Here is a 12,987-nt window from a genome sequence, read left to right as displayed (position 1 = left end):
CATATACAAGCCAATCAGTGACAGGTCTTACACGTACGGTGATCATCAAGGAAGCTGGTGCAGCAACGGCTCCGGTCCACCGGCACGCAGGGTCTCGCCGGTGCCGCGATGGAGTCGCAGGCATGACACCGAATGGAGGGACGAGATGGTTCCTGTACCTGCCGCTGTCGGCACGGTCTCCGGCGGGCGGGATGGCTGCCCCTCCAGTCGAGGATCTCGAATCGCGTCACGCCTCCGGCGGGAACCTCGACGGCCGGTCGCAACCGTCCCCCCGGGTTGCGACCGGCGCCAGCCGGGCCGATCACGAGGGCCGCAGAATCGCTCGGGCTCACACATGTCGGCCTGCGGTCCCCGCGAGCAGGATGGTACGACCTTGCCAATCGTGACGTCTGTTCCCAAAAGGGCTCTGTCGACGGAGCACATCTCCGTGGAAGCCGTCACAGCCGACGCCAACGCATCCGACGGTTTCCCGTTCGTACCGCTCATCTGAGGCTGCCGCCCGCCGTCGCTGCCGGGGAGGGCGCGGCGGCGGGCTGGCCAAGTACCGGCCGTGGGTCCGTCTTCGTCTGATGTAGGTGAGTTGAGTGCGGTTCGCTGACGACTTCTGGCGTCTGGCGCATCACGATGTGACGGGAAAGCCACGCGTGAACGTCCGGGTGGCCGGGCTCGGTCTGGCGGCTGCCCTTCTCGGCGAACTGGTGTGGGCCGGCAGGATCGACGTCCGCGACGGCTGGTTGCGGTTAGTCGATTCGACTCCACCGGCCGACGTCCTCGCACACACCGTGTTGGACCAGCTCGTCGCTCAGCCGCAGCACACTGCGGTGCGGATCTGGCTCGACTTCCTGGCCCGCGACGCCGCCGAACAGGTCGCGCAGCGGTTGTGGCGGACGGGACACGTACGGCGAGAGGCGTCGCGCCGGCTCCTGCGGTCCGCCGAGGTGCGGTGGGTGCCGGTCGACTGGAATGTCGCCCACTGGCCGACGGCCCGGCTGTCTCTGCAACTCCGGGACCGCCGACCGATGAGTCAGGCGGACGCGTTCCTCGCCTGCCTGGTAGCCGTCACTGGTCTGGATGGCCACCTGCTGGAGGATGCGCCGGCTTCCAGCCGCGACTACCTGCGACACCTGACCAGCACGATCCCGCCGCCGCTGTGGGAGCTCCTCACGCACACCCACGTCGCCGTCGGAGAGGCGGTGCTCTCGTATCGCACCTGACCACCACCCTCCGGCGCCTACTACCCGCTGAAATCGGAGAGCATTTTCAATGTCCCTGTCCGCCCCACCCGCCCGGCCCAGTCCTGTCACGGCGCGTCTCGCCGCCGATCGGCTCGGTGTCCCGGCCGTGCTCTTCTTCGTCCTGTCTGCGGCGACACCGCTTACCGTGGTTGCCGGGGTCATCACCACCGGCTACGCCGCCACCGGCCTGATCGGCATCCCCCTGGCGTTTCTTCTGGTCGGGCTGGTGCTCGGCCTGTTCTCCATCGGCTACGTTTCGATGGCTCGACATGTTGCCAATCCGGGCGGGTTCTACTCCTATGTCGCCCAGGGCGTCGGCCGACCATTCGGTGTCGGCGCCGCCTGGGTGGCCCTGCTGGCGTACAACGCACTGCAGGTCGGCCTGTACGGTGCGATCGGCGCGGCGACCGGCCCCCTGCTCGATCAATGGTTCGGCGTCGCCTCACCCTGGTGGACGATCGCGTTGGTGGCGTGGCCCGTCACCGCTGTCCTCGGGGTCCGGCGAGTCGACCTCAACGGCCACGTTCTCGCCGTCCTGCTGCTCGCCGAGGTCGCCATCATCATGGTCTACAACCTCGGTAGCCTGACCCACCCTGCTGACGGCCGGTACAGCTACGAGGCTCTGACTCCGGACAACCTGTTCGGCCCCGGCGTCGGCGCCATCCTCGTCCTGGCCGTGCTCGGGTTCGTCGGCTTCGAAGCCGCTGTGGTCTTCTCCGAGGAGTCCCGAGATCCACGGCGTACGGTGCGGACCGCCACCTACCTGTCCGTCGTGGTGATTGCGGTCCTGTACGCCCTGTCGGCTTGGGCGATGACCGTCGCCGCCGGTGGCGATCGGATCGTCGATGTCAGCCGGACCGAAGGTACGGAAGTTGTCTTCAACCAGGCCAGCGCGCACCTCGGCCAGACGCTTGCCGACCTCGGGCACGCCCTGTTCGCCACCAGCATCGTCGCGGCGATGATCTCGTTCCACAACACCACCGCTCGCTACATGTTCGCCCTCGGCCGGGAACGGGTCCTCCCCGCCAGCCTTGGCCGCGCCGCCCGAACCAGCGGCGCACCTCGTACCGCGTCTCTCTGCCAGAGCGCCATCGGCCTGACAGTGATCATCGCGTACGCCATCACCGGCGCAGACCCCGTCATCCACCTCTTCTACTGGGCGGGCACCTCCGGCGGCCTCGGGGTGCTGTTCCTCATCGCCACGACCAGCATCGCCGTCCTCGCCTTCTTCGGCCGCTACCCACACGACGAGCGCCTCTGGCGCCGCCTCATCGCCCCATCAGCCGCAGCCATCGCCCTGGCCGTGGTGGCCGTCCTCGCCATCGGCAACGTCGCCACCCTCCTCGGCATCCCCGACGACCATCCGCTCGCCTGGGCCGTCCCCACCGGCTACCTCGGCGCCGCCGTCGCCGGCATCGCCTGGGGACTCGTACTGCGGCGCATCCGCCCGGACGTGTACGCCACCATCGGCCTCGGCGCCCGCAGCGCCTCTGCCCTGTACGGGCCCGCCCACCGGCACGCCGTCCCCCGTACGCAGGTGTCCAGGTGAGCCACCTACCTGCTCCCACCAGAGCCGCCTACGACGAACGGAACGCCGTCAGCGCGCTTATCGCCGACGCGTTCCTCCCCCTCGCTCCCGTCGCGTGGCTCGTCCCCGACCCCGACCAGCGGCGAGCAATCCTGACCGCGAACTTCCGCATCCTCGTCGAACACGCCTTCTTCTACGGCGAGGTCCACACCCTCGAAGATCGCAGCGCGGTCGCGGTCTGGTTCCACCGGACCAGCCCCATACCCCCGCCGGTGGAGTACGAACGCCGGTTGGCTGCCGTGTGCGATCCGTACACCGACCGGTTCGAAACCCTCGACAACTTGTTCGACGCCCACCACCCCACCGCGCCGCACCACCACCTGGCGTTCCTGGCAGTCGCGGCGGAGAAGCAGTGCACCGGCCGCGGCAGCGCCCTCCTGCGTCACCACCACGCGGCGTTGGACCGTGTCGGTCTTCCCGCCTACCTGGAGGCCAGCAGCACCGGCAGCCGTGACCTCTATGCCAGACACGGCTACCTCCCGAGACAGCCGTTCCGCCTGCCGGACGGCGCAACCTGCTATCCGATGTGGCGCCCGGCCGTGCAGAGCGGCCGGAGCCAGCCGGACGAGGTTGCCCCGTGACACGTAACCATCTCATCCCGGTAGACCTCGTTGCCGTTGTCGCTGGCGGCCTGCTCCTCGTCTCCGGACTCGTACTGGCCGGTGCCTCGGCCCGGGCCTGCCTACGACTCCGATTCCGCCTCAACTGGCTACTCACGACAGCGCCGCTCGTGACGCTGTTCTGGGCCCTCGTCAGCCAACTCATTGAGGCAGGTAGCCGATGACGCCAGATCAGTTCCTCACCGTCTCAGCCAGCTACGACCCCGCGCTGGGTGCGCACGAGGTCGCCCGCCAGCAGTTCGACACCTCCCGGCCACACCCCGCCCGACGCTACGACTACTGGCTCGGCGGGAAGGACAACTTTGCCGCCGATAGGGAGTCGGGCGACCGAATCGCCGAGATCTACCCCCGAATCCGGGCAGTGGCCCAGGCGAACCGCGCGTTTCTACGCCGAGCGGTCTCGTTCCTGGTGGCCGAGGCCGGCATTCACCAGTTCCTCGACCTCGGCGCAGGCCTCCCCACCAGCCCGAACGTCCACGAGGTCGCGCAGGCCATCGCGCCCGCATCCCGCACGGTGTACGTCGACAACGACCCGATGGTGGTCACCCACGGGCATGGGCTAACGACCAGCACCCCGCAGGGTGCCATCACCCACCTGCAGGGCGACCTGCGTAATCCCGAAGCGCTGCTCGCCGACCCCGCACTCCACACCGTGCTCGACATGAGTCGACCAATCGGAGTACTCCTCATCGCCGTCCTGCACTTCCTTGACGACCACGACGACCCACGGACCGCCGTGGCTCAACTGGTCCGAGCCCTGCCCGCCGGCAGTTACCTGGCGGTCTCGCACGCCACGTTCGACCCGCTGCCCACCGGCACCGCTGAACGGCTCGCCGCGCTCACCGCCACCGGTGCCCACGGCACCTTTCAACCTCGCACCCGCTCGCAGCTCGCCACCTTCCTGGACGGCCTGGAGCTTGTTGATCCCGGCCTCGTCCCGATCACGCAATGGCGCTCCCCACAGAGGCGGCAGCCCGACGCGGCGGTGGATGAGATCCCCGTGTACGGAGCGGTGGGCTGCCGGCCATGACAGGCCCCGATCCACACCTCGCATCCCGCTCGGGCGCCGGGCGGGCCGGCGTGCCCATGGCGATGCTCATGCCGCCCCAAGGTGACCAGCGTGCCGAGGCCGCTGTCGGTTCATTCCACATCAAACAGACGAGGCGTTTGGAGGCCCTTGTGCCCATCGATGCCGAAGTGAACATCCCTAGGGTGCCGAGCCGACTCGGACGGCACAATCTCCTACCAGCCGCAAGCCTGGTCATCGAGTCGTTCCGAGACAGCTCCGCCTGCTTGATGTCTCCATGGCAGGTTCCGCTGCGCGCGTCCTGGCGACTTGCGACGCACCACGACGACCAGTGGTCAGCCGAAATGATCTCTCGTGACCCAACTACCGACGATCATGCCGTTGCTGCCTCGAAACGGTCCATCGACCTGCTGAACCGCGTACGGGTAGACCTGGTAACGGAGATCGACACGTGGGTCGACAGCATCCTGGGTGATCTCGACGGCGGGCCGCTGCACACCGAGACGATCGGTTCTGTGATCGACCGGCTGGCCATTGCCTGGGTGCGCTGTCAACGCCTCATCGACCGAGACCGGCATGGGCAGAACGACGGCCAGGCCGGCTCCGCCTTGCGGCAGTTCCGCGAGCTCGCCCGCGCCTACGACGACCTCCTCTTGGACGTGCACGAGGGCCGTCGCCGGGTTCCTCGTTGGCGCCCCCTCAAAAGCTATGGCGAACGCCGATGAACCTCGCGGTGACTCTCAACGGTGCGGACAACGTCGGCAAGTCCACCAACGCCCAGTGGCTGGCGGCAGCAATACCGGACGCGATCCTCACCGGAACCATCGACCGGTGGGACCCGCGATGGGCAGAGGTGTCACGGGACGACTTCAGTCGATGGTGGTTCATCGACAGCACCACCGACGAGCATATGGATCTCGTATTCCGTTCCCATGCCGCCCGCTGCCAGGGCGGCGGCAGGCTGGCGCTGGAGGACCGCGGCCGGCCCATGCTCGTCGCCACCTGTGCGGCAACGGCCGCGGTGAAAGACGGGACTCCGATCGACGAGGCGCTTGCCGAGGTCGAAGACCGAGCGCGGCGCTACTTCCCCGCCGGCAGGCGAGAACTCGACATCCTGCTATGCCACGGCCACGATCCCTCAGCCGAGGCGAGCCAGGCGTTGGCTCGCGATCAGAGTCCGGCATCCGACCGGTACGGCGCCTACCAGCGTCAACTGGCCGAGGCCATCCAGCTCCAGGTGCGGCGTGGGGACTACCACAGGGTGATCGTGCGCGGCGACCGGCCGCTCCTCGATGTCCAACGCGAGGTGCGCGAGGCCGTCGCCGAGTTCGGCGTGCCCGTCACCCTCCTGCCCCCGGATTGTGTTGACCGGCTCTGGATCCTCGCCGGCATGTCCGAGAGCGGAAAGAGCACCGTCGGGGAGCTGCTCCGCACCGAACACGGCGTCACGCGCCTGAAGATCGGATACCTGCTCCGCCTCGCTGCCGACCGGTTCAGTGTTCCCGACCCGTACCAGGCATGGGACGAGCCGACCGAGGCGCAGATGCTCTCCGAGGAGATCCTCCGCTTCGCCGCCCTCAACCCCGGGTCCGGACGGATCAGCATCGAGAGTGCTCATCGCTTCGCAGCTACCGGGCATCTACGGCAGATCTGGGGAGACCGCTGCAACATCGTCTATCTCGACGCGCCGCAATCAGTCCGTGTGGGGCGTGGCGAGGAACCAGCCGAGTCGGTAGCGGCCCGGGACGAGACGAAACGAAGCCGAGGCGCCGAGCGGATCGCGTCGATCGCGGACACCGTGATCGACAATGCCGGCAGCCTCCTCGCTTTGAAGCGCGCCATCGCCGAACTGGTGCACCGTTCCTCCGGCGACCGGTGCCCGCCGCAACATGAGGCCGCCGTGCCGGCGGCACTACAACCCTTCCTCGCCACCTACACCGCCGAGCTGGTCGACGACGAGACGGCCCTGGTCGCGGCGACCGGCAGCCTGGCCTACGGAAACTGGCAACCCGGCTGGAGCGACCTTGACATCCTCGTCGTCCGCGACACCCTCCCCGTCAGCTGGCTCGCCGGACGGTCGACCCCACACACCGGCCCGGACGGGGAGAAGATCGCGCTGTCGGCCTTCACCACCGCCGAGGCGCGCACCGGCAGACTGCCTCCACGGCTGCTCTACGCCCTTCGCCAGATAGCGCACGATGGCCGTGGACTGCTCTATCGCCGACCCGGTCTCGTACTGCATGTCCTCGACCGGGACGCCGCCGAGCGCGCCGCACGCGGCGACCTACCGCTCGTCGTCATGACGCTCCGACGGCTGGCGGCCCGTCCCGATACCGACGTCAGGGCGCTCTACAAACACGTCGTCCTCGCCATGAAGATCATGCTTCGAGCGGACGGGATCGACCTGGACGCCAGCGACGACGTCCGCCGGATCTTCGCCAGCCGGCATCCCGCCGCCCGCGTCGACCTGCCCGCCGTCGTCGACGTCAGCCGCAGCGGGTCGCGATCGGACAACGAAGTCGCACAACGAATCCGCAGCGCCGCCAGCGACCTGCTGGCCTACGACGAAACGCTCGGCCGCATCACCATCCGCCAGGACCCCGACCAGGAAAGGACCACGGACGACAATGACGTCCACCACGCGTGAGGTACTCACCGCCGACCGGGTAGCCCGCCTCGGAGTCGGGGAAACGACCCGCCCGGTCAGGATCGTCCACGAACTCGACGGCGTTCGCGCCGACGCAGCGCCGGACCAGGTGATGACCGCCGGCGACCACCTCTGGCAGCGATGGCGCGAACACCCTGCCTACCAGCCGCACGACCTACTGCTCGGCCTGGACGCTGGCGGCATCATCCCCACGCTCGCGGTCGCCTGGGCCAGCGGCAGCCACTACCGCATCGCATGGAAGGTCAACCTCGACCTGCCGCAGAAGCTCGTCTTCCACGAGCCCCACGCCCGACGACTTGAAGTATTCGCCTACGGCCGCTTCAAGGGCCAGCGCGTCCTCATCGTGGACGACGAGATCACGACCGGACTCACCCTCACCAACCTCGTCACCGCGCTTCGCGACGCCGGGGCCGATATCACCGGCGTGCTCTGCCTCGTCGAGGACACGACCGGAGGCGGACGGAAGCTGCTCGAACAGAACGAGGTCCCGCTGTGCGTACTGACCACCCTCTGATCGCCACCGTCAGCCCGACCTGCCGGCGCGGCGGGCCGACCTTCGTCCGGCGCGAGCAGGCGCCGCTCGGTCGACTCCTGCCCTATCGGCGGGCCGCCGGAGAGCCACCACCGCCGCAGCCGACGCTCGACGCGGTACGCCACAACGGCTGGCAGCTCGACCTCGGCTCACGAGGGCTCGGTGACGTACTCCTGGGTCTGGCCATGGCACAGGCTTTGCACGAGGCGACCCGCGAGCAGTTCGCACAGCCGGCATACGCCGGTCCCCAGGCTGACCTGCTCGCGCGATGCACCCTGCCGCTCAGCGTCACCTCCACGAACGGCCCACACTCGATCGGCACCGAAACTCCGATGCCCCGCGCCTTCGAGGCTGTTCCCGAGATCCCTCCGACGAGGATCGACATCGTCGACGCCAACGTTGTCCAGGTCCACGCCGCGCTGCCGATGCGCTACTACCTCGATATCGAGCAGATCCTCGGGACACCGCTGCGCGCTGACACCGACCCGTGCCCGCGGTTCCGCGCCACCGAGCCCGCGCCAACGCCGTACCACGTGCTGTTCGTCTCCACCACCAGTCGGCCGGAGCGCAAGGACTATGGCATCGACAACTTCGGGACCATCGCGAAATGTCTCATCGCGCGCCGGCCCGAGGCACCCTGGCGGTTCAGCCTGATCGCCGCGCCAGATCGGCCGGCACCGCCACCCGTCGTACGGATCGAGGTCATCCACGGCCTACCGGCCGTCGACTGCCTCGACCTGTTCGCCACCGCCGAGCTGGTCATCGGCAACGACACCGGCCTGACCCACCTCGCCGCTCTCACGGCAAGACCGGATGGCACCGGGCCCACCGTCGTCGGTCTGTACGGAAGGCACGCGCACACCAAGTGGGTTACCGGCTCCATGCGCCATCACGCGGTAGCGACGCCGTTCTCGCAGCTCATGTCGATCGCCGACGCCTGCCCTGTCCGTGACGGCTACGACGACACCATCTGGTCCACGGCGAGTGAGTTGCGCGCCGTACCGGCCGGACTGATCGCGAAGTTCGCCGGCCAATGCACTGGCTGGTGGGACTCGTGATCCGCATCGCCCGCCACCGACGCTTCACGGCGAACCACACCTTCCACCTCGACGTCGGCGCACGCCGACTGTTCGTCAAGATCAGCCCAAACCCCGCCGAGGCCGACGCCGAAATCGCCGGATACCAGCGAATACGGAACCACTATCCGCTCCCCGCTCTCCACGCACACCGCCGCGTCGGCCGCTGGGCCATGACCGTGTACGACCGGCACGAGCCCGACCTGCCCGACACCGGTCTGCTACTCGACGCCATCACGGCCAGCGACACTGGCGCACTCTCCGGGCTCAACCAGGGACTCGACGCCATCCTCGGCCATTACCAGCAGGTCATCGGAGCGACAATGCGCCACCTGCAGGCCGGCCGCACCATCAGCAAGCTCTATCGTGATCGGGTCCAACCCGGTGGCCGGCTCGACCGGTACTACGGCCACAACCCAGCCCTGCTGACGATCCCCGACGGTTCTGCCGTCCGGTGCAGTCAGCTACGCGGGACGACCCTCGTCGTCAACGGGCAGCCTCGACAACTCGACTTCGACGGACTCGTCACCGGTCTCCGTACCGCCCTGCACCCGGACCAGCAGACATGGGCCGCGACCACGCAGGGCGACCCCACCGACTTCAATATCGGGCTGGACGAGGAGAAGCGACCCGTCTGGTTCGACTACGACACCGCCGGGCTCAACGCCCTACCGGGGGAAATCGCCTGCTTCCTGTGGTACCAGCGGCTACATGCCGCATGGCTCGTACCGCGTTACAACCCCGGGGCCTTCGTCGACCACCAAAGGTCGCTCGCCGACGCGGTCAAACCACAGATCCGACTGGCGAGAATATCGGCACGAACGATCACGATCGACTACCAGCACCGGCCGTCGGCGGCACGCCAGCACACCATCGCTCGCTACCTCGACCAACTCGCCCGTCCGCTCGCCGCCACCACCGGCACCGACCTGCTCACCTGGCTGCGGCCGTACCTCGCAATGCGCCTGCTGGCTGTCTATCCGCTGCACCATATGGAGCCGACGGACGCCGCGTTGTCGATCGGGCTACTCGCCGAGTTGTACTCATCCGAAGCCGACCTGGCCCGACTCCTAGGGCTCACCGACGCCGGCGCTCTGGAGGACATCCGGTGAATCGCAACGTAGCGATCGTGACCGGGGCTGGCGGTGGCATCGGGTCCGCGATCGCCGCTCGTCTCGCCGCCGACTTCGACCTCGTCCTGGCCCACCTTGAGGACGATGACGACCTCGCCGAGGCCGTCGCGTCGGCCCACCAGCTCGGCGCGCGCACCAGCACCGTCTCCGGCGACCTGACCCTGCCCACAACGAGGGAAGCGTTCCAATCTGCGGTCGATGCCCACGCCGACCGGCTGGTTGCCCTGGTCAGCAATGCCGGCGCATACCCCCGAATCTCCTGGCACGAACTGGACATAGACACGTTCCGCAGTCAGCTCGAACTCAATCTGGTCACCCACGCCGCCTGTATCCGCGCCGCTACGCCCGCCCTGATCTCGAACGGCCATGGCCGCATCGTCGCCGTCTCCTCGATCCTCACCCAACTCGGCCGCGTCGACCTGGCCGGCTACATCGCGGCGAAAAACGGGCTGGAGGGATTCGTCCGCGCCCTGGCCCGCGAACTCGGCCCGTGCAACATCACCGTCAACACGGTGCGCCCAGGCTCGATCGAGGTCGCGGCCGAACGGGCCGTCGTTGACGACCATGCCGCCATGGTGCGACGCCAACTCGACCGGCAGTGCATCAAGCGTCGTGGACAGCCCGCCGACGTGGCCGCCGCCGTCGCGTTCCTGCTCTCACCCGCAGCCGGATTCATCACCGGACAAGCGCTCAACATCGATGGTGGCTGGCACCTGTCGTGAACGAACCCGTCCTCTGGTTGCGCCACGGCACCAGCCTCGACGGCCTCTGCCGCCCACATGCCCACGCCCGTCCCGACACGCCGTTGACGCTGCGTGGGGCTATCGAGGTTGTCACCGCGGGCCACGGGTTGCTCTGTCGAAACGCCAAGCCGAACGTGATCCTCACCAGCCCTCTTCCACGGGCGGCGATGAGTGCCCGTCTCCTGGCCGACGTTCTCGGCGTACCGATCGCACCGCCAGATCCGCTTTACGCCGAGTGGCGGGCCCCTGACTGCGTACTCGGGGTAGGACCGGACGACTATCCGAGCGAGTACCAGGCGTGGCGCAACGAGCGCCTCCTTGATCCGGAATCGGCTCTACCCGGCGGCGAAAGCCTGACCGCGCTACAACAACGAGCGGTGGAGACCGCTTCGCGCGCTCAAGACGAGGTCGCCCGACACGGCCCGACCCTCATCGTCTCTCACCGCGTCTTCATCGGCGCCGTCGTCGCAAGCCTCGAAGGCACCCAAAGCCCACAAGAGACATTCCAGGCAGCCCGACGTTTCAGGCTCGACCCGGCGATGGTCTGGCCAGCCTGCCCTACATCGAAAGCAGCGCCTCTTCGTTGGCGGTGATGAACTCCTTCAGCGCATCCGGCTTAAGATCCACCGCAGGCAACTTGTCGATCCCCACCCTGTCAAGCTGGTAGTCACCACGCGATGGATCGGCGAACTCATCCCCGGTACGCGCCTCCTCCTTCATCTGCACCAGCCGACAGACGAAGAAGTGCTGGACGGAAACGCCCGCGCCAGCGGGGGCGGTGAACAGAAACACCTGCGCGAACCGGTCTGCCTCGGCGCCGAGCTCTTCGTGCAGCTCCCGGCGCAGCGCCACCTCCAGGGAACCATCCGTCGGCTCCAAGCCACCACCCGGCGTTGTCCAGTACGGCGCCTGGCCCGGCTTGATCCGCTTGATCAACACAAGGCGGTCGTCCTCATCCAGAAGAATGGCCCGCACCGACCTACGCACGATCTGACGCACGACTTGCCCCTATCCGCGCCCGGGACGATTCAGTGACAGCGTAACCGCACCAGCCGGCGCCACAGGCGGCGACCGCCGGCTGTGGCCGAGTCTCACCGCATCGACGCATGTACGTTGGGTCCGTCGGCAGCTGCCACCTACGGGAAGTCCGTCCTGCCCTTTTAGCACTATTCATCCATCGGCCGTTCGGCTGATTCGCTGAACAGCGGACTCCAGGAAGCGCTTTCTGATCAGTATTAGGAGCGAGAAGTCAGTTTCGAAGGTGGCTGCCACGCTTGAACGGCGACGAGACTCGGACTTCGACGGGGAGGGGGTGGCGGGCGTGGCGCGTCAGTACGCGGTCGGGCCGAAGAAGTACCCGTTCGCCCCGCCGCCCCGGCAACCGGATGATTTTCAGCTACACGGCCTTGGGCAACGGCATTGGGCGTTGCTGTCGTTGTTGGCCGAGCACGGGGTGCTGCACACCGGGCAGGTCGCGACGTTGATGTTCGGCAGCCGTCCGGCTGCCGCTCGCCATCTGAGTGTGCTGGCGCGGGCCGGGCTGGTGTGGCGGTTCGTCTACGACGACGACCCGAGCCATCTGGCGTTCTACGAGCTGAGCACGGCCGGGGCAGAGGTGTTGACCGCTCGGCTGCGCCGGGCGGGCCGGGCCGTGCCGGTGGCGTTGGGCAAACCAGGACCGGACGTGCTCGTGGTGAACGACTTCTTCGTCAGCCTCGTCGCGCAGGCACGCGAGCGAGGGCGGGGCGAGCTGTTCCGGTGGCGGCGGGCGCTGGAAGCCGCCGTGTGGCTGCGCGAGCACGGCGTGGAGGACGTGGCGCCGGCCGCGTATGGGGTGTGGATCGAGAACGGACTGACCGTCCGGTTCGTGTTACACGTCGACCACGACGAAACGGCCCCGATCACTGGTAGCCCGGCACTGCCACCAGCGAATGCTCTGACCGGGTACCGGCACCCCCCGCGTGGTGTTCCGGTCACGGCCGTTCTGGTGCTGTGCCCCACGGGCGAGCGTCAGACCGAACTGCACCGGGACCTGGCCGCCGTGCCCTTGCCGGTGCCGGTGGCGTCCACGACCCTCGACCTGTTGGCCGAGGCGTCCAGCGCCGCCGAGGCGATCTGGACGGTGACCGGAGGCGAGAGCCCAGTGAGGCTGGCCGAGATAGGTCGGTAGCCGGCCCCGTGTAACGGTCCTTCATAGACGGCTCGGCGTGGTGCGGCTGACAGATTCCGGGCCGGTGGTGGTTCGGCTGTCCGTTCGGGGGTCGGTGGAGGTGTCGGTCTTGATCCGAACCCCTAACCCGGGTGATTCACGGTGATCGTCAAGTTGTTGGGTCGTACGGCGTGTAGATAGACGAAAGTGCCTCTC

13 protein-coding genes are annotated in these 12,987 nt (G+C 68.0%); 12 read left to right on the top strand and 1 reads right to left on the bottom strand.

Features of this window, described 5'->3' with window-relative positions; translation table 11 throughout:
* The first annotated feature begins 584 nt into the window (after positions 1-584).
* From AAH979_RS17590 to AAH979_RS17540, 11 genes are all read left to right on the top strand, one after another.
* Positions 585-1,214 (top strand): GPP34 family phosphoprotein, encoded by a 630-nt coding sequence (locus tag AAH979_RS17590; protein ID WP_346259190.1) that lies wholly within the window; start codon positions 585-587, stop codon positions 1,212-1,214.
* Between the two features lie 49 nt (positions 1,215-1,263).
* Entirely contained in the window at positions 1,264-2,784 is a 1,521-nt protein-coding gene (locus tag AAH979_RS17585; RefSeq protein ID WP_346259189.1) for an APC family permease, read from the top strand.
* Entirely contained in the window at positions 2,781-3,404 is a 624-nt protein-coding gene (locus AAH979_RS17580) for a GNAT family N-acetyltransferase (protein WP_346259188.1), read from the top strand. The genes AAH979_RS17585 and AAH979_RS17580 overlap by 4 nt, the downstream gene beginning before the upstream one ends.
* A 199-nt stretch (positions 3,405-3,603) precedes the next feature.
* Positions 3,604-4,473 carry an SAM-dependent methyltransferase gene (locus tag AAH979_RS17575; protein WP_346259187.1) on the top strand — a complete coding sequence of 290 codons (870 nt, stop codon included), beginning with the start codon at positions 3,604-3,606 and terminating at the stop codon, positions 4,471-4,473.
* 56 nt (positions 4,474-4,529) lie between these two features.
* Positions 4,530-5,195: a DUF4254 domain-containing protein gene (locus AAH979_RS17570; protein ID WP_346259186.1), complete on the top strand. Its 666-nt coding sequence runs from the start codon at positions 4,530-4,532 to the stop codon at positions 5,193-5,195.
* Positions 5,192-7,117: a hypothetical protein gene (locus AAH979_RS17565; protein WP_346259185.1), complete on the top strand. Its 1,926-nt coding sequence runs from the start codon at positions 5,192-5,194 to the stop codon at positions 7,115-7,117. Before AAH979_RS17570 ends, AAH979_RS17565 begins: the two co-directional genes overlap by 4 nt.
* Positions 7,098-7,652, top strand: a complete 555-nt coding sequence (locus AAH979_RS17560) for a phosphoribosyltransferase (protein ID WP_346259184.1) — start codon at positions 7,098-7,100, stop codon at positions 7,650-7,652. Before AAH979_RS17565 ends, AAH979_RS17560 begins: the two co-directional genes overlap by 20 nt.
* A complete protein-coding gene (locus AAH979_RS17555) occupies positions 7,631-8,728 on the top strand; it encodes a glycosyltransferase family 9 protein (RefSeq protein WP_346259183.1) in 1,098 nt (365 codons plus the stop codon). The genes AAH979_RS17560 and AAH979_RS17555 overlap by 22 nt, the downstream gene beginning before the upstream one ends.
* On the top strand, positions 8,716-9,858 hold the full coding sequence (locus AAH979_RS17550) for a hypothetical protein (protein WP_346259182.1): 1,143 nt from the start codon (positions 8,716-8,718) through the stop codon (positions 9,856-9,858). Before AAH979_RS17555 ends, AAH979_RS17550 begins: the two co-directional genes overlap by 13 nt.
* Before the next feature lie 17 nt (positions 9,859-9,875).
* Entirely contained in the window at positions 9,876-10,601 is a 726-nt protein-coding gene (locus AAH979_RS17545; protein ID WP_346259181.1) for an SDR family oxidoreductase, read from the top strand.
* Positions 10,598-11,215, top strand: a complete 618-nt coding sequence (locus AAH979_RS17540) for a histidine phosphatase family protein (RefSeq protein WP_346259180.1) — start codon at positions 10,598-10,600, stop codon at positions 11,213-11,215. Before AAH979_RS17545 ends, AAH979_RS17540 begins: the two co-directional genes overlap by 4 nt.
* On the opposite strand, the gene AAH979_RS17535 is transcribed toward AAH979_RS17540, so the two are convergent.
* A complete protein-coding gene (locus AAH979_RS17535) occupies positions 11,181-11,621 on the bottom strand; it encodes an NUDIX domain-containing protein (protein WP_346259179.1) in 441 nt (146 codons plus the stop codon). The genes AAH979_RS17540 and AAH979_RS17535 overlap by 35 nt on opposite strands.
* 322 nt (positions 11,622-11,943) lie before the next feature.
* On the opposite strand from AAH979_RS17535, the gene AAH979_RS17530 reads away from it, so the two are divergent.
* A complete protein-coding gene (locus AAH979_RS17530) occupies positions 11,944-12,792 on the top strand; it encodes a replication-relaxation family protein (RefSeq protein ID WP_346259178.1) in 849 nt (282 codons plus the stop codon).
* Positions 12,793-12,987: the final 195 nt, after the last annotated feature.

This window comes from Plantactinospora sp. ZYX-F-223, from assembly GCF_039649625.1.
GTDB lineage: Bacteria > Actinomycetota > Actinomycetes > Mycobacteriales > Micromonosporaceae > Plantactinospora.
Note: the sequence above shows the minus strand (reverse complement) of the source record. Positions and strands in the feature narration are given on the sequence as shown.

Coding starts and splice junctions, on each gene's coding strand:
- AAH979_RS17585 (WP_346259189.1), top strand. CDS start 1,264: ATGTCCCTGTCCGCCCCACCCGCCCGGCCCAGTCCTGTCACGGCGCGT.
- AAH979_RS17575 (WP_346259187.1), top strand. CDS start 3,604: ATGACGCCAGATCAGTTCCTCACCGTCTCAGCCAGCTACGACCCCGCG.
- AAH979_RS17570 (WP_346259186.1), top strand. CDS start 4,530: ATGGCGATGCTCATGCCGCCCCAAGGTGACCAGCGTGCCGAGGCCGCT.
- AAH979_RS17565 (WP_346259185.1), top strand. CDS start 5,192: ATGAACCTCGCGGTGACTCTCAACGGTGCGGACAACGTCGGCAAGTCC.
- AAH979_RS17560 (WP_346259184.1), top strand. CDS start 7,098: ATGACGTCCACCACGCGTGAGGTACTCACCGCCGACCGGGTAGCCCGC.